Origin of the sequence: Geminocystis sp. NIES-3709 (assembly GCF_001548115.1) — a bacterium.
Classification (GTDB): Bacteria; Cyanobacteriota; Cyanobacteriia; order Cyanobacteriales; family Cyanobacteriaceae; genus Geminocystis.
On record NZ_AP014821.1, the window covers coordinates 366418 to 384072 of the forward strand.

Genomic DNA, 17655 nt, shown 5'->3' on the forward strand with positions numbered 1-17655 from the left:
TTAATAATAAAACTTATTTTTTTAGTTGTTTTCTAATAACCCAAATTACAAATAAAAATCCAATACTCAATAAACCAATTTTAGAAAAAGGTGCAATATATTCTTCAACTAATACATAATTATTTCCTAAAACATAACCAGCCCCCGTTAACAATGAAACCCAAAGTAATGTTCCTATGGTAGAGTAAATTACAAAAGAACTCATTTTCATGGCATTTATTCCGGCTGGTAGAGAAATTAGAGTTCGTATTCCGGGTACTAATCTACCTAAAAGAACAGCTACATTACCGTATTTATTAAACCATTTATTGGCTTTGTTAATATCACCCCCAGATACAAAAATCCATTTACCATATTGATCAGCTAATTTTTCCAGTTTTATTTCATCGACAATTATTCCCAAATAATACCAAGGAAATGCTCCCAAAATTGTTCCAATTACTCCAGCAGCGATCGCTGGAATTAACTCCATTTTTCCCTGAGATACTGTAAAACCTGCTAACGGCATAATTAATTCTGAAGGAATAGGGGGAAATAAATTTTCTAAAAACATTAACAAAGCAATTCCTACATATCCCAGAGAATTCATTGTACTTGTGATCCATTCAGTCATTTTTTTACGGTACTTTTTTAAGTTAATTGATCAGAAATTTTACCGTCAATTAGCGTAAATTTTACTGATATTTTTCGAGAAAATCTAAAGCCTGATTGCGTAACTCATAATATTCTGGTGTTTCTCGTAACTCATGAGCATATCTTGGGCGAGGTAAAGGAATATCAAGAATTTTACCGATCGTAGCATTAGGAGCATTACTCATCATCACAACTTTATCGGACATAAAAATAGCCTCATCAACATCGTGAGTAATCATCATTACTGCTTGGCGATGATTTTCCCAAATATCTATTACCTGTTGTTGCAATTTAGGACGAGTTAAAGCATCCAACGCACCAAAAGGTTCATCTAGTAATAGTAATTTAGGGCGTGTGGCTAAAGCACGGGCAACTCCTACTCTTTGTTTCATCCCCCCTGAAAGTTCATGGGGATATTTATCGGCGGCGGGTGTTAAATTAACCATTTCAATATGTTCATTCACGATACTGATTTTTTCCGCTTTATTAGCTGTTTTAAATACTTCATCTACCGCTAATCGAATATTCTCTCTGACTGTTAGCCAAGGAAGCAAAGCATAGCCTTGAAACACCATCATGCGATCGGCACCTGGTTTACGAATCCTTTTACCTTCTAAAGTTATCATTCCAGAGGTGGGTTTTTCTAAACCAGCGACAATTCTGACTAAAGTTGATTTACCGCAACCTGAGTGTCCAATTACAGAGACATACTCTTGTTGTCCTATCGTAAGATTAATCCCATTTAAGACTACATAATCACTGCCATCAGTTTTTTTGAAGGCTTTAACTACGTTTTCAACTACTAAAAAATCCTCTGAGTTGATTGTGGAGGATTTGATTTGATTTTCTGTTGGGAATACCATATTTACTCCTAATTATTTATGTTTGATTATGGGGGTAACTTTTTTCGCAAAGGCGCAAAGGCACAAAGAAAGGTACAAAGGGATTTTAATTTTAAGTCTAACCAAAAATTTGAGGACTATTGGCACGAATGTCAAAGCTCTTAATATAGCCAATGGGATCACTAGAATCAAAGGATTTACCGTCAATAAAAGCGTCTCCTGACACTACTTTATGATCTTCCTTCGGACATTTAATCCCCATTTCTTCTGCTATATCTCGGTATAATTTGGTTTGCCATCCTTGACTAACAATTTCTTCCGCATTTTTCGGAAATTCGGGAATTTGCCCCCATCGTGCGGCTTGAGTCATTAACCAAAAACCGTCCGATTGCCAAAGGAAGGTTGAATGATCATTTTCAACGGTGGAAACTTCTGGAGGTATATCAAAAAATAGAGTTGTTTCTAAACTTTTTTTGATGCGAGGTTGATCATCAAATCCGCCGTAGTTGAAGTTACCCACAATACCGGGTTCAGTATATTTAGTTTTAGCACCTGTAAACGATCGTTGTGAGATTATCTTAGCAACTTCTTCTCTGTTTTCTTGTTTACTGCAATATTGACAGGCTTCAATCATTGCTTTAACCAGTGAGCGATAAGTTTTAGGATTTTCCTTAATGAAGGATTCTTGTACTGCTAAAAGTCGATCGGGATGTCCTCGCCATATTTCTCTACCTTGGGCAAAGGTAAAACCAATACCCTCATTACCACTAATTGCTCTGGTATTCCAAGGTTCGGCTACCATATAGGCTTGCATTGCACCTATTCTCATGTTACTAACCATTTGCGGTGGTGGAGTAATTATTATTCGTAATTCATCAAGAGGATTTAAACCGACGGAAGCCACAAGATAACGTACAAAATACTCATAAATAGCGGAACTTAGCACCACTGCCCAAACTCGCTCATGAAGAGGGGCTTTTTGCCAATAATTCCGTAAATTTTGCCCAAAGGCATCTAAATTGCCATTATAAGTATTCCAAGGTCTTACTCCCCCTTCCCATAGTTTACGATTCATAGTAAGAGCGTTACCATGACGGTGAATTGTCATCGCCGCACAGAGGGGAAATTTTCTCGCTCCTTCAGCCCCTAATCTAGCATTGGTGACAGCACCAGAAACTACGGGGGAAGCGTCTAATCTGCCAAAAATAATCCCATCTCTGGAATTTGCCCAACTTGCTTCTCGACTCAAGGTGACGTTTAAGCCATATTTACGAAAAAATCCTTTTTCCCATGCGATCGCAAAAGGTGCACAGTCGTTAACGGGTACAAAACCAACGGTTAAATTCGGTTTTTCTAAAGTTTCAGGTTTGATAATCTGCTCTACGGCTAAAGCACTTTCGGGGATCTTATTAGGTTGTTTGCCCTGTTGATGAGTACAACCGTAAAATGCGATCGTCCCTGCTGTTGCTCCCATTCCTTGTAAAAAGAATCTTCGATTTTGATATTTACTCATCTTTTTAACCTCTTGCCGGGCGATGGGTGATCATAACTTGTAGTTGGGCTAAGGCATAATCGAGAATTAACCCTGTCAAACCAATGACAAATACCGCTAAAAATACAGAACTAACATTGAGACGATTCCACTCATCCCAAACGAAAAAGCCAATACCAACACCCCCTGTGAGCATTTCTACCGCCACAATTACTAACCAAGCGATACCTAAACTAATCCTTAAACCCGTAAAAATATAAGGCAGACTCGCAGGAAGTACCACTTTAAATAATTGTTTCCAACGAGGCATCTCTAAAACATCGGCAACTTCTAAGTATTCTTTGGGAATATTCATCACTCCTTCGGCGGTATTCATAATAGTTGACCATAATGAAGTTATAAAAATTACAAAAATAGCAGAAGGTTCAGCAGAATTGAAAATAGCTAAGGCAATGGGTAGCCATACAAGAGGAGAAACGGGTTTAAATACTTGAATAATCGGATTGATAATTTGCCATGCACTGTGATTCATTCCAATTAAAAATCCCACAGGAATAGCCACGATCGCACCTAAGAAAAAACCGATCAAAACACGGCGTAAACTAGCTAATAGTAACCATCCTAAACCCAAATCACCAGGTCCTCGACGGTAAAAAGGATTTAAAATAAAATCGAGATTTTTTGCTAATGCTTCTGGAGGAGTTGGCATCATTTCCCCACGGAATAAGGCGATCACCCACCAAAGAGCAATAACACCAACAAAACCAACGATCGGTAATAAGAAATTAGAATTTGTGACAAAATTGAGAAAGTTATTTTTCTTTGCTTTCATAAAAATTAGAAATTGTGATTGATTTTTGCTCAATATAGCTAACTTTTTTCTCTCAAAATTATGATCTTCTTACCCTCTCAAATTAAGAAGATTGAGAAAGTAAAATTTAGCGAAGAAGTTAGTAAATACATGAAATAGGAATATCCAAAGCGTTTTTTCAGTGTTTAAAAGTCGCTTTTTATTAATTGCTATAAAACTATTTAGACAAAAGACAAGTTAAGAAAATACTTTTTTTGATAAGTAAATTGTCTCAGTTTTTGGACAATAAAATATCAAGTTTTTATCCTTAAGTTACGATGCAGAAAATAGTTCAAAAAATTTTTGTTAAGAACAATTCATATAATTAGTTACACCTCAAAATTCAGTAAAGGTAATCAAATGTAGAGATTTGTCAAAGTCGGAATACCTAAATGAAATTGAGACACGAAAAATGCTCATTCTTTAGTCTCCTCTCAATGCCTACGAGGTTAGCTGACGGGCTAGGACTGAGAGATGTCCTTCTTTACTGTTAAAGTAACGATAAGCCCCTAAATTGGTTCCCCCGTTTCCATTTGATCAAGTTAATTGACATTTTGGAATTAGGCCGACTCACTCTAAAAATAGATTCTATCCTATTCATTAAGTTTTTTGTGTGATGGTGAAAACAAAATTAGATTAATTTATAATTTATATCGCAAAGACGCAAAGGCGTGAGGAAGGTACAAAGATTTAATAATAAATTTATGAAGTTTGCTTTGAAGTTTAGGGTGTCTCATAAATTAGAACTTAAAATCAAGAGAGAATATACATCTGAATAATTTTTAGACAGAAACACAGTGTGGTAAGAAGATGCCTCATTATGCTTTAAAAGATAATCAATGGGAAAGAATTAAAGATATGCTGTAGTGTAAATTTAATTCAAATTTGGGAGCAAAAATAAAAGTAGAGAGGGTGATTTTATGATAAATTTAAAATCAAATTTTCTTGGGATACGGTTTTTTGTTCTGAAGTTCCTAAGTTTTTAATTTGAATTGTTTCTTCTTCTACTTCACTATCCCCCAACACTAAACAGATTTTAGCACCACTTCGATCGGCTCGTTTGAACTGTTTAGCGAAGTTACTCCCAGTAAGGTCTAATTCTACCTTAAAACCATCTTGACGCAATTGTTGAGCAATGACAAGAGCTTGATTTTCCGCTTTTTCTCCACGAGAGATAAAATATATATCAGGGGTAGATGCTTTTAAGGGTTGTAATTGCTCTAGTAATAAGATTAATCTCTCCATACCCATTGCCCAACCCACTGCAGGAGTTGGTGTACCGCCCAACTGGGATATTAAACCGTCATATCTTCCACCACCGCATACCGTAGCCTGAGCCCCTAAATCACTAGATATTATTTCAAATGCAGTGTGAGTATAATAATCTAAACCCCTTACCAATCGAGGATTTAATTCATAAGAGATACCTAAAAGGCTCAAAAGAGTTGATACTTTATCAAAATGGTTTTTTGAATCATTTTCCAGATAATCGAGGATACTAGGAGCATTTGCGGCGATTTCTTGAGTTTTTTGATCTTTGCTGTCCAAAATACGCAAGGGATTGCGACTGAGTCTATCCTGTGAATCAACATCTAAATCATCTTTGTAGGGGGTGAAATAGTCCACTAAAGCTTGTCGATAATTTTGTCTATCCTCTTTACTGCCTACAGAATTAAGTTGCAAAGTGAGGTTTTTTAATCCCAAGGCTTTTAATATATCAGTAGCGATCGCAATTACTTCCACATCAGCACGAGGAGTATTACTACCCAATAATTCTAATCCTATTTGATGAAACTGTCGTTGTCTTCCAGCTTGGGGACGTTCATAACGAAACATTGCCCCACAATACCATAGTCGATCGACTCCTCCAGAAGCAAACAATTTATTTTGAATGTACGATCGTGCTACTCCTGCAGTACCTTCAGGACGTAATGTAATACTTCGATCTCCTTTGTCAATAAAAGTGTACATTTCTTTTCCGACTACATCAGTCGCTTCTCCGATACCCCTTTCAAATAGAGGAGTTTGTTCAAAAATTGGTGTCCTAATTTCCTGATAACTAGCTTTAGCAAAAATTTCTGAAGCGGTTTTTTCCAAAAATTGCCAGTAAATAATTTCTTCAGGAAGAATATCTTTTGTTCCCCTAATAGCTTGAATAATGCTCATAAAATTTATTTATTTTAGAAGTAAAGTATATATAAAGTATATAAATTTAAGATAAAATAGCTAATTATTGTTTAATATTGATTATAAACTATTTTTTAAGTATATTTTGATTATATATTAATTTTAGAATAACATGGCGTTTTTTTTTTAAATTTTAATTAATAGTATTTTTATGTATTATGTATTTATTGTACTATTTTGCCATAAAACTCCCATGGCTTTTCTACAGTAGTTATGATAGATTACTAGAAAATAATTGATAGAAATCTTAATCTATCTAGTTTGAAGTATAAAAAAAAGCAATTGTTATAAATTAACAGTTTTAATTTAACGTAACACTTAACACCTTTTTTTCGGAATAATTTATCACGACGAGAAGTAACCGAGGCACTTATATTGTCCTATTTACCAGTTAATTTAACAATACCGATACCACTAAAATATAAGGCTAAAACTGCCCCTCCAAGCAAAGACTGAGTAAGTGGGTCTGTTGAAGGTGTTAGTACTGCACCTAAAATCACCCCTCCCAATACAACGATACGCCAAGCAGATAACATTTGTTGAGAAGAAACGATGTTTAATGTGCCTAAAAGTAATTGAATTATAGGGATTTGAAAAGCTAAACCAGTGGAAAACATTAACAATAATATAAATTTGAAGTACTTATCGATCGACCATAACTGTTCAACTACATCACCACCATAATTCACGAAAAAATTGAGGGCGGCGGGGATAAGTAAATAATAAGCAAAGGCTAAACCAGAGAAAAAGAGAATACTAGAACCGAATACAATAGGAGCTATGGTTTTCCTTTCTTTACGAGTTAATCCGGGAGTAACAAACTGAACGATTTGATATAAAATGACGGGAGCGGAAATTAAAATACCTGTATAACCAGCTACTTGAATAGAAACAAAGAAAAATTCTCCCGGTGCTAATTGTAAAAACTTGACATCTCCAGCAGGAATTTCTAACCATGCTACAATCTTTTTGACAAAGAAAAAACAGGAAATCGCACCAATTCCCATCGCAATTATACTGACGAAAATTCGTTGTCGTAATTCTTCAAGATGATCAAAAAAAGGCATTTCCGCCTCCGTCTGATTTGGTATTTCATTCCAGTAGTCTTCGTTTTTATCTTGAGATTTTTTTTCTAATTCCTGAGTTGTCATTTTGAATAAATTAATAATTGACATACCACAAGTTTTATTCTATCAAATTTAAGGGTTAGGATTTTAATAATTTCTTTAACAATTATGAGAAATTTATAGATGAGACAACCCAAAACATGATCAACTTTTGTTCCCCATGAATAATAATGATTATCATTTTATCAATATTAAAAAATGTCTTTAAGCTAAGAGTCATTTAACTTGCATTAATCAAATTTTCCTTATTCTTAAATTTTTTACTCCAATTTATCTCTAATTTATTTTCATTTAGTAGCCTTGTAATTGTTTTTTCCAACTCATTATTTCTTCTCATAAATCCTATAACATATATTCTAAATAGGTAGATAGGATTCGATCACCCCAAAACATAGTTGAAATTGCTCCTAATACTAAGAAGGGGCCAAAAGGCATAGGTTGACCTTTTTTAAGTAATTTAAACACGATCGCACAAACTCCAAAAATCGTACCTAAAAGACAAGCAAGAAACCCTGTTAATAATACTCCTTGCCATCCTAACCATGATCCTATCATAGCGGTCAATTTGGGATCGCCTCCCCCCATAGCTGGTTTACCAAAAATAATCGTACCAAGAACACGAATAATATCAAATAACCAAATACCAATTACGGTACTAAAGATACTAATAAAAAGATATTGCAAAGCGCTGTTAATTCCACCTATGGTAAAACCTAACCATGTTTGCCACCCCAAACCAATAATTAATCCAGACTGAGTCAGAGAGTTAGGTAATGTCATGGTATCAAAATCAATCATCGCCAAAGCAATTAACCAACTGAGGAGAATACTATAACCAAGAGTTAACCATGTAAACCCAAATTGATGGAATATCAAAACAAAAAGAAAGCCTGTAATAGCTTCAATAAGAGGATAACGAGGAGAAATAGAAGTATGACACCAACGACATTTACCTGCCAACCATAACCAACCAAAAACAGGGATATTTTCGGTGATACCAAGAGGATGTAAACATTTTGGACATCGGGAGGGTGGATTAATTAAAGATATTTTTGCCGGTAGCCGATATATTACCACATTCAAAAAACTGCCGATCGAAGCACCCCAAATAAAAATTATTAAATAGATAAAAAAGTTAGCCATAGAATAAAAATGCAAAATTTAAGAATTATAGAATGACAAACTTTTAAATTATATTAATCAAGGTCATCCTTTGATGTTAGGATGTAACCTTGAAATCTCCTCTCTCCTACCTTCATCAAAACACTTTTTCAATAATCCTACTTATATTTCATCCCAACCAGAAACCCCTGAAGACATAACGTAACTGGTAACACTTGATTCAAAAAAATTCGCTTTAGTGTTACCTTCTTTTTTAGTATCGGAGAATTTTTCGAGATGAGTATAAGGACTTTTGCTATACTGGGAATTATTATAAATAGGATCAAGCCCGATCGCTCTCAAACGAATATTGGCAAGATATTTAGTATAACGTTCAGTACTAGATTCAGTAATCCCTAAAATATTATTCCCTACAATATGATTAGTCCATTTACACTCATGTTCTACAGCAGTATTAAACATATCGTAAATTTGGTCTAGGGAATAATTAAAACTTTCCATCGCTTCAGGAATTAATTTTTGATACAATCTCACATGACTTAACTCATCACGATTAATCATTTTGAAAATGTCAGCAGAGCCAGGCATTAACATTCTAGCGGCTAAATTATAAAAATAAATAAAGCCATTGTAAAAATATAAACCTTCTAATAAATAATCACTTAAAAGGGCAATAAAATAATTTTCTTTAGTGGGATTATCGATATATTTTTGATAAAAACCAGCAATAAATTCACACCTTGCCGATAATACTTTATCTGTGCGCCAAAAATCGTAAACTTGATCTCTTTTATCACTAGGAATAATCGTCTCAATCATATATTGATAGGCGTGATTGTGCATTCCTTCTTGAGAGATTTGTTCTGCCATACAAAGACTAATTTCTGGGGCTGTAATAGCACTTTTTAGATGGGGAATATTGCAAGTTTGAACAGAGTCTAAAAAAGTCAAATAAGATAAAATTCCTTCAAAGGCACGACGTTCATCGTTGGTTAAATTCCAATAATCTGTAACATCTTGTGTTATATCTAGCTTCTGAGGAATCCAAAAATTTTCCCGCATCTGTTGATATAATCCGATCGCCCATGAGTATCTTACATCGTTTAGTTGCATTAAATTGGTTGTATTACCAAACCATATTGTTCTGTTCTCAATACGATCGTCTCCCAAAGGATTAAAGATGGGAGTTAGAGGCATTTTTTGATTTATCTCGTTAAATGTTGCTACCATAGGATGTGATTATAATTGCAGTAAAATAATTGACAATAATCTTCTAAGATAAAGTCAATAGAACCTAGATTTTATCACATTTTTTCTTTTTCAAAAAAACAAAATGATAAATTGTTAATAAACAAGATAAACCATATATAATAAACAAAAAATACTTTAATTATTCAGGATTTAACATTAATTAATTAATAGTAATAATTCCTTTCATTCCGGCTTCTTTGTGACCTTTTATTGAACAATATAGGTCGTAACTTCCTTTTTTTTCAGGTATAAAAACCCATTCTGCAATCCCTTCAGGTTTTAATTCTAATTCGTGAATTGCTCCTTTTACTTCTACTTTTCCTGCTTGTACTTTTTGAGTCCAACTTGCGTCAGCAAAATCTTTAGCTGTAAAATAATGTTTTTCTGGACTTGGATTATTTAAGACTAATTTATATTTTTTACCTGTAGAAAATTTCAATTCATTGGGGGTAAAAATTAATTGTCCTTGTTCATTCCCTAAGCTAACATCAATTATTTCATAATCTGTATTTGCTTGAACATCAATAATGAAGTTACAGAAAAAAAGAATATTTATAGAAATAATAATTAACAGTTTTTTCATAATTTTTAGTTTTAAATATTGACTAATTTTTTCGTTTATTTTAGGGAGCAATGTTTATCCTTGAAGTATTCATTAATCTCTTAATTTGCGTTTCTACCTAAGTTTAATCTGGAATAGAGAGATAGGAGTAGATATATTTTTTACTTGACGAAATATTTTGCCTAGAGATACTTCTGTAAAATTGATGCCAGTTTCTCTTTTATTTCAGGGGATACTTTATCTAAAGGAGTGAAAATGGATGTTTGAAGAGCTGAATGGGCAGTACTTACAAAAGGTTTATCTGCAATTAATTTAACGGTTTCTCGAATCACTTTTTGGGCATTAATAGCATTTTGATGCAAATTTTGAATCACTGTCTCCACTGTCACATGATCATGTTCGGGATTCCAGCAATCGTAATCAGTCACTAGTGCAAGAGTGGCATAAGCAATTTCCGCTTCTCTTGCCAGTTTGGCTTCTGTTAAGTTTGTCATACCAATAATACTGCCTCCCCAACTACGATAAAGATTTGATTCCGCAATAGTTGAAAATGCAGGACCTTCCATACAAATATAAGTCCCCCCTTGATGTAAGGTAATATCGGGAAGGTTTAAGTTTTTCATGGCTTGAGCCAATACATCACCCAACTTATCACAAACGGGATTCCCAAAAGCTATATGTGCCACTATTCCTTCTCCGAAAAAGGTGGCTTGACGGTTTTTGGTTCGATCGATAAACTGATCAGGTATAACAAAATCAAGGGGTTTAATTTCTTTCTGCAATGAGCCAACCGCAGAAGCAGAGATAATATACTTAACTCCTAATTGCTTTAAGGCATAAATATTGGCTTGAAAGGGTAATTCTGAGGGTAAAAGATGATGATTTCTGCCATGACGAGGCAAAAAAACTACCTTAGTATTATCTAAAGTTCCCGTAATAAGACTATCAGAAGGCGAACCGAAGGGAGTATCGAGGGTTATTTCTTCAATGTTTTGTAAGGCTTCCATTTTATACAACCCACTACCGCCGATAATCCCAATTGTAACTGCTTCCATCTTTTTTATGATACTTAAAAAATTTGATTCTTGTTATATTCTACCAATCTATGACAATTAAGGATTAGATAAATCTTCGTTCTATTCTTAAAAAGAGAGTTTAGAATAAAAGTTATATAGCAATCCTATTTGATTTGTAAAATAAGATTCCCCCTAACCCTTATGAAAATATTAGTAACGGGTGCTGCTGGTAGTGTCGGTCAAATTATTACTAACCATCTTTGCAAAGCTGGACATCAAATGATACCCGTAGATTTTATTGAGCCAGAAAAAATTATTTTTGCTGACTTGCGTGATGAAAAAGTAGTTTTCCAGCTTTTTGATCAATATAATCCAGATTTAGTTATTCATCTCGCAGCAATAAAAAATATTCAGTTCTGCGAACAGAACAAAGAATTGTCTCACATAACCAATTTTGGAGTCACAAAACTAATCACAGAAATATGCCAAGAATATAAAGCTCGAATGATATACTTTTCAACTGATTATGTTTTTGGTAAATATGACCAATTTTGGCAAGAAAGGGATCAACCTTGTCCCACAACTCAATATGGCAAAGATAAAGTTGCATCAGAGCTTTTCATTCAAAATAAACTTCGCAACCATTCTATTATAAGGACAGCTCAACTTTATGGAATAAAAAATGACTTTATTACTTTAATCTGTAATACACTGAACTGTGGTAATAAACTAAAGGCTTTTACAAATCTTGTTAATTGTCCAACTTGGATTAATGACTTATTAGTCATGCTTGATAGAATTATTAATCAAAGCCAGCACGGTACTTTTCATTGTGTGGGTCCAGAAGCACTTTCTCGATATGATTTTGCGATCAAAATTGCCACTAAATTAGGATTAGATACGGCATATATTGAGCCAGTAGCGTTAGACTTTTCTGTTGATATTCGTCCTTCCATAGTCAGATTAAATGGAGAAAAAACTTATCAGACATTAGGTTTTTATCCAAAAACACTAACTGAAAATCTATCTAAAACTACTATGAAATAATCATGAAATATTATATTCCTGAAATTATCAAAATAGAACTAAGAATTAAACCTCAAAAGAAAATATAGTTTGGCAATAATTAAGTACTGGTAATCATCATGACAAAAAAATCCTTTTATATAGTCATTATTAAAAGTTTTAAATACCTGATACTCTTTGTATTGGCACTTGTTTTTTTATTGAGTGTCATTTTTTCTCTTAATAAGAGAATGCATTATGACCTAGCTTTTATGAATTATATTGCCTACTTAATTAATGAACACGAGTTTGTGCCTTATCGTGATATTTTCGAGATTAATATGCCAGTTTCCTATTTGTTCCATATAGCAATAGGCAAATTACTAGGTTACTCAGATATAGCTTCAAATATTGCTAATTTGATTTGGCTAAGTATTATGGTTGCAGTAACATGGCTCATTATGAAACAATTTGATCGCTTAATCGCTTTTACAAGTTGTATATTGTTTGGATGTATATACATACAAAGCAATTTTTATATGGAAAGAGATATGATTGCAGTTTTACCCATAGCCACAACAATTCTATTATCTATTTATTTAAAAAACACTAATTTACTTAAATTTAAGTATTTTTTGATCGGTGTTCTTTTTGGGGTTGCGGCAATGTTCAAGCCTCATCTGATTTTAGGATTTCCCTTTCTCATGATATACAATTTTATAAATGATTTTAATAATGATAAAAAAAATTTAATTCTTAACTATCTAAAAAATACCTTGTTGAGTTTGTTGGGATTTTCATTAATTATTTTTATCTGTATCTTATGGCTTTGGCAAATCGACGCATTAGAATCATTTTGGCAGATATTATCATCTTATACACCCTTATATACTAGAATGACAAGAGAGTTGCAAAGCAACTATTTATCTTATTTATTTAATTCCTATCGGAGTTTTGGTGGTTATGGGTTATTGATTGTTACTTCTGTCTTGGGTGTATATATCGTTTTAAGCGAAGCATTTCTTGAAAAAACCAAGAGATTGTCAATATTACTACTGTTTCTTGCATTTATCTATAGCTTATACGTGGTTATCAGCGGTAGATTTTTAGGTTATCACTGGGCTCCATATGTTTATTTTACCAGTCTATGTACAGCACTTGTCCTTTTTAATCCAAAAACATCTCAGAAATTAGATCGTATCTTGTTTCCGCTCATTGTGTTTATATTTACTGTGACTTTGACTATTGGCTCATCAGTTAAAAGTACAATTGCACAGTTTATATTTAAAATTCCTCCACAATCAAATGAACTGTATTTTAATCAGGCTGATGAAATTACAAATTATTTGAAGAAAAGTTTAATACCGGGAAGCCTAGTTCAACCTTTAAATTACTGCTCAGGCCATTTATATGGCATGCTTAAATCAAATGCAGTAATTGCGACTCCTTATATAGTCGACTTTTATTTCTATCATCATACATCAAACAAATACATTAAACGATTACGTAAAGATTTTATCCAAAGACTAAAGACACAAATGCCAACTTTTATTATTAGAAGCCTTATTAATGAAGATTCGTGCGTAAATTATTCTTTATCTACTTTTCCTGAATTATATAATTTTATAGAAAAAAATTACACAGTAGATTATGCTAGTGAAACTACTATAATCTATAAAAACATTAAAATTACAGATTAAATTTTAAATTTTCTCTCACAATGAAAAATTTTTCCTGCATGAATTGTCATGGTTTGAGTTTAAAGCGTTTTTTTGATCTTGGGTATCAGCCAAACGGTAATAATTTTCCTCGGTTATATGAATTTAAACAAGAACAAACTTTCCCTTTTGCTATGTTAGTTTGTACCGATTGTTGGCAAGTACAAATAGAAGAATTTCCCCCAGTTGATTCTATGTTTGTCAATCATCCGTATGTCACTGGTTTGAATCAGCCTGTTGTATCCCATTTCGAGGAATTAGTTCAAGAAATTATTAGAAAATTTCAGATTTCGTCAAACAGTTTGATTCTTGATATTGGAGCAAATGATGGTTCATTGTTGACTAAATTTCGTGACCACGGTATGCGTGTATTAGGTATTGATCCATGTAAACGGAGCAATCAATTAGCTAGTAATATGGGTATTATCGTTTTTGAAACTTTTTGGAATAAAAAAAGTGCTGAAGCAATAAAAAGTCTGGGTATTCGCCCAGATATTATTACCGCCACTGCTGTCTTTTATCATATAGAGGATATTCATGATTTTATTCAGGGGCTGGATATGATTATGGATGAAAACACTATATTTTGCACACAATGCGTATATTTAAAAGATATTATTGAAAAATTGCAATTTGATCATTTTTATCATGAACATACTATGATTCATGCAATAGCTCCGTTGAAAGATTTATTCGCAAAATATAAGATGAGATTATTGGATGTTGACTTCTATCCAATTCATGGTGGTTCTTTCGTTTTGTATGTTGCGAGAAACGATTCACCCTTTGTCACTTCAGAAAAAATTGAGAATGTTATTAAAGACGAATGCCGTTTTGGTTTACACAATCTTAAAACTTATCAAGAATTCTTTGAACGGGTAGAAAAAAACAAAAATGATTTATTATCACTTTTAAGGCAAATTAAAATGAGTGGTAACAATATATTTGGTCTTGGAGCACCCCTAAAAGGTAACACTTTATTGAATTATTATAATATTGGTACCGATTATCTTGATTATGTGACAGAAGTTAACACATATAAGGTTGATCGATACACTCCGGGAACTCATATTCCGATTATTCATGAAGATAGTGTTAAGGAACAACCAGACTATTACTTAATCTTATCATGGAATTTTTTGGACTTTTTTGTGGAAAAATATGCAGATTATCTGAATAATGGGGGTAAATTTATTGTTTCTCATCCAAAGGTTAGAATTGTTGAGAAATATCTATGAAAATATCTCTTATTATTCTTTTTAAAAATGAATTGGAATATGCAAAAGTTACACTAGAAACTGTCTATGGTTATCTTTCCGAACGGCATATTGATTTTGAACAAATTGCAGTAGATGATAGTAATGATGGGACATGGGATATTCTACAAGAATTTGCCAGTTTACACCCAAATAATACCATTGTTGTAAAAGGAGGAGAACCTTCTGGTTATGGAAAAGCACTACAGAGAGGATTCGGAGAAGCTAATGGAGATATTATAATCCCATTCAATGGAGATATGTGTGATTCACTTGACGATGTAATTCGCTACATCCAACTTATCAAAGCTGGTAATGATATGGTTTTTGGATCACGTTTTATGCAAGGATCAACTATCAATGGTTTTTCTAATTTCAAAACTTTAATATCTCGTTTGGGCAATTTATTTCTTCAAGTACTATTTAGAGTCGATTGTAATGATTTAACTAATTCATTCAAAGCATATAGAAAAGATGTTTTAAAAGAAATACAGATAACCTCATCAGGGTACAGTATTGGATTAGAAGTTGCTTTGAAAGCTATACAGAGAAAATATAAGTACACAACTATTCCCATTAGCTGGAGCGATCGCCAGTATGGTCAATCTAAAATGTCCATTGTAAAATCTATTATAAGCTACTTGTATGTTGCATATAAGCAATTTTTCTTTCCCTCTATTATGGCAGAAACCTAGGGTTGATTGAAAGCAAGTTGAAGATTGGTATCCCCGCCCTTTAACTAAGTTTCAATCAAGTTTTCCGATCCTTTTTCAGAAATCACCTAATTTGGCACTGTACAACAAGAATGGCTCGAGGCAGATTTGAACTGCCGACCTTGGGCTTATGAGTCCCCTGCTCTAACCAACTGAGCTACCAAGCCTTTTCATTAATGGTTTACTATTATAAACTATATTCCTTAATTTTTCAAGATCTTTTTATATGTGTTAACTGCTAATTGTTTTTTATTAATCGTTTTCAAGAGTTAAAAATTTTTCTAATGCTAAAACCATATTAGGAGGCCAACGTCTTACTTCCTTTAACCAGTATAAATCTTTGTAACGACTATCAATCCCGATCGTAGCTACCCAATTACTTTCAGCTTCACCCTGTTGTCCATTTTCCCATAAAACTGCTGTTAAAGCGGCACGCATATCAGGAAACATGGGATATTTTCGTACAAGATTACGCATCTTTTTTAGAGCTTCTTCTTTTTTTCCTAGTTGATATAACGCTAAGGATTCATTAGCACTGGCAAAGGCAAAATTAGGGGATAATTCTGAGGCTTTATGATAATATTCCGCTGCATTTTTCCAATTTTTTAATCCTGCATTAGCATTTCCTAGATTATTGTAAGCCATTGCATCTTCAGGATCTAATTGCAGTACTTTTTCATAATCAGCGATCGCTTTATCATACTCTTTCAATCCTTCATAAGCAGTACCACGATTGAGATAGGGATCTGGTGCGCTGGGGGCTAATTTGATAGACTCATTATAATCAGCGATCGCATCTTGTAACTTATTTTGGCTCACTCTGGCATTACCTCGATTACTCCAAACCGCCGGATTTGTAGGAAATTTCTCAACTAATTGAGTCCAATAAATTTCAGCTTGAATAAAATCACCATTTTCAGTAGCTAAGATAGCTTGATGAGCAATATTTTCCCCTTCTTGTAATTGTTCTTCGGTAAACGTATTACTAGGATTATCTTCCGCAAGAGTGGGATTTTGGAAAAAACAAAAACAACACAGGAAAATAACAATAATAATTTTGAGCATAAAATTAATTTTAGATAACGATTATTGTTTGATTGTACAACCTTGAGTGTCTCTGTCTTTCCCGTACTTTACTGATCAACCCGGTGGCCATTGCATTTGTCGATCGCCTAAAATATGTAAATGAAGATGATTGACTGTTTGCCCTCCATCATTACCATTATTTATTACCACTCTATAGCCGTTGTTTAAATTAGCCTCAGCAGCGACTTTTTTGACGGTTAAAAGTAAATGTCCTAACAATGTTTGATCTTCCATTTTAGCACTATCAATTCTTTCAAGAGGTTTTTTTGGAATTAGTAGAATATGAGTAGGTGCTTGAGGAGTAATATCCTTAAAAGCCAAACATAAATCATCTTCATAGACTATGTTTGCTGGAATTTCTTTGCGAATAATTTTACTAAAAATCGTTTCATTCATAAGTTTTTGATTTAATTGTCAAGATAAAAGCTTAGTGGTGCAGAAAAGTCCTGAAAAGTAGATATGGTAATCTTTTTGCTTTTGATAAGGTCTTGTCAGTAGAAGTGGATTTTTGAGATAATTTTTTTGTCTATATTTCATCATTATCTCTCATGAACACACCCCTACCTTATCTTCAACTTATACAACATTTTAGCGAATACATTCAACCCAGAGATAGTGGATTAATCGCATATTGTCACCAAGCAAAAAAGCCGAGTCTCCGTTTAGAATGGCTTTTACTTCAATCTGCTTAACCAAAACTCAGGTTATTTACTGGCATATTGGGTTTATTTACAAGACGAAAATCATGATAATTTAGACTGGTTTTATTCGGCTCAAAAGGCTCTTATTTTACTT

Annotated in this window: 17 protein-coding genes, 1 tRNA gene and 1 riboswitch; of the genes, 5 read left to right on the top strand and 13 right to left on the bottom strand. The window is 33.4% G+C overall.

Annotation, left to right across the window (positions count from 1 at the left end; translation table 11 throughout):
* Positions 1–13: 13 nt before the first annotated feature.
* The 10 genes from GM3709_RS01505 to GM3709_RS01550 all read right to left on the bottom strand — a co-directional run bounded on the left by GM3709_RS01505 (position 14) and on the right by GM3709_RS01550 (position 11121).
* A complete protein-coding gene (locus GM3709_RS01505; RefSeq protein WP_066115606.1) occupies positions 14–613 on the bottom strand; it encodes a DedA family protein in 600 nt (199 codons plus the stop codon).
* 61 nt (positions 614–674) lie between these two features.
* Complete coding sequence (locus GM3709_RS01510) at positions 675–1496, bottom strand: ABC transporter ATP-binding protein (RefSeq protein WP_066115608.1); 822 nt, start codon at positions 1494–1496, stop codon at positions 675–677.
* Positions 1497–1593: 97 nt separating this feature from the next.
* Positions 1594–2988: a CmpA/NrtA family ABC transporter substrate-binding protein gene (locus GM3709_RS01515; RefSeq protein ID WP_066115610.1), complete on the bottom strand. Its 1395-nt coding sequence runs from the start codon at positions 2986–2988 to the stop codon at positions 1594–1596.
* A gap of 4 nt (positions 2989–2992) precedes the next feature.
* Positions 2993–3799, bottom strand: coding sequence for a nitrate ABC transporter permease (gene ntrB, locus GM3709_RS01520; protein WP_066115612.1), 807 nt, complete (start codon positions 3797–3799; stop codon positions 2993–2995).
* Between the two features lie 441 nt (positions 3800–4240).
* Positions 4241–4394, bottom strand: a riboswitch (cyclic di-AMP (ydaO/yuaA leader).
* A 341-nt stretch (positions 4395–4735) separates the two neighbouring features.
* Positions 4736–5983, bottom strand: coding sequence for a histidine--tRNA ligase (gene hisS / locus GM3709_RS01525; protein ID WP_066115614.1), 1248 nt, complete (start codon positions 5981–5983; stop codon positions 4736–4738).
* 401 nt (positions 5984–6384) lie between these two features.
* Positions 6385–7155, bottom strand: a complete 771-nt coding sequence (tatC, locus tag GM3709_RS01530; protein WP_066115617.1) for a twin-arginine translocase subunit TatC — start codon at positions 7153–7155, stop codon at positions 6385–6387.
* A 318-nt stretch (positions 7156–7473) separates the two neighbouring features.
* Positions 7474–8274: an A24 family peptidase gene (locus GM3709_RS01535; RefSeq protein ID WP_066115620.1), complete on the bottom strand. Its 801-nt coding sequence runs from the start codon at positions 8272–8274 to the stop codon at positions 7474–7476.
* 141 nt (positions 8275–8415) lie between these two features.
* Positions 8416–9450: a ribonucleotide-diphosphate reductase subunit beta gene (locus tag GM3709_RS01540; protein WP_066121657.1), complete on the bottom strand. Its 1035-nt coding sequence runs from the start codon at positions 9448–9450 to the stop codon at positions 8416–8418.
* Positions 9451–9664: 214 nt separating this feature from the next.
* Positions 9665–10087 carry a plastocyanin/azurin family copper-binding protein gene (locus GM3709_RS01545; protein ID WP_066115622.1) on the bottom strand — a complete coding sequence of 141 codons (423 nt, stop codon included), beginning with the start codon at positions 10085–10087 and terminating at the stop codon, positions 9665–9667.
* 161 nt (positions 10088–10248) lie between these two features.
* Entirely contained in the window at positions 10249–11121 is an 873-nt protein-coding gene (locus GM3709_RS01550; RefSeq protein WP_066115624.1) for an S-methyl-5'-thioadenosine phosphorylase, read from the bottom strand.
* Between the two features lie 162 nt (positions 11122–11283).
* On the opposite strand from GM3709_RS01550, the gene GM3709_RS01555 reads away from it, so the two are divergent.
* The 4 genes from GM3709_RS01555 to GM3709_RS01570 all read left to right on the top strand — a co-directional run bounded on the left by GM3709_RS01555 (position 11284) and on the right by GM3709_RS01570 (position 15756).
* Positions 11284–12129 (top strand): SDR family oxidoreductase, encoded by an 846-nt coding sequence (locus GM3709_RS01555; protein ID WP_066115626.1) that lies wholly within the window; start codon positions 11284–11286, stop codon positions 12127–12129.
* Between the two features lie 98 nt (positions 12130–12227).
* Positions 12228–13787, top strand: coding sequence for a hypothetical protein (locus tag GM3709_RS01560; RefSeq protein ID WP_066115628.1), 1560 nt, complete (start codon positions 12228–12230; stop codon positions 13785–13787).
* A gap of 20 nt (positions 13788–13807) precedes the next feature.
* Positions 13808–15043 (top strand): class I SAM-dependent methyltransferase, encoded by a 1236-nt coding sequence (locus GM3709_RS01565; protein WP_066115629.1) that lies wholly within the window; start codon positions 13808–13810, stop codon positions 15041–15043.
* Positions 15040–15756, top strand: coding sequence for a glycosyltransferase (locus GM3709_RS01570; protein ID WP_066115631.1), 717 nt, complete (start codon positions 15040–15042; stop codon positions 15754–15756). Before GM3709_RS01565 ends, GM3709_RS01570 begins: the two co-directional genes overlap by 4 nt.
* A 111-nt stretch (positions 15757–15867) precedes the next feature.
* Here the strand turns inward: GM3709_RS01570 and GM3709_RS01575 are convergent.
* The 3 genes from GM3709_RS01575 to GM3709_RS01585 form a co-directional block, all read right to left on the bottom strand.
* Positions 15868–15941, bottom strand: a tRNA-Met gene (locus GM3709_RS01575).
* 85 nt (positions 15942–16026) lie between these two features.
* A complete protein-coding gene (locus tag GM3709_RS01580) occupies positions 16027–16839 on the bottom strand; it encodes a tetratricopeptide repeat protein (protein WP_066115633.1) in 813 nt (270 codons plus the stop codon).
* Between the two features lie 75 nt (positions 16840–16914).
* Entirely contained in the window at positions 16915–17256 is a 342-nt protein-coding gene (locus GM3709_RS01585) for a histidine triad nucleotide-binding protein (protein WP_066115635.1), read from the bottom strand.
* Between the two features lie 152 nt (positions 17257–17408).
* Between GM3709_RS01585 and GM3709_RS20370 the strand changes: the two genes are divergently transcribed.
* Positions 17409–17552 carry a hypothetical protein gene (locus tag GM3709_RS20370; RefSeq protein WP_158506693.1) on the top strand — a complete coding sequence of 48 codons (144 nt, stop codon included), beginning with the start codon at positions 17409–17411 and terminating at the stop codon, positions 17550–17552.
* The last annotated feature ends 103 nt before the right edge of the window (positions 17553–17655 follow it).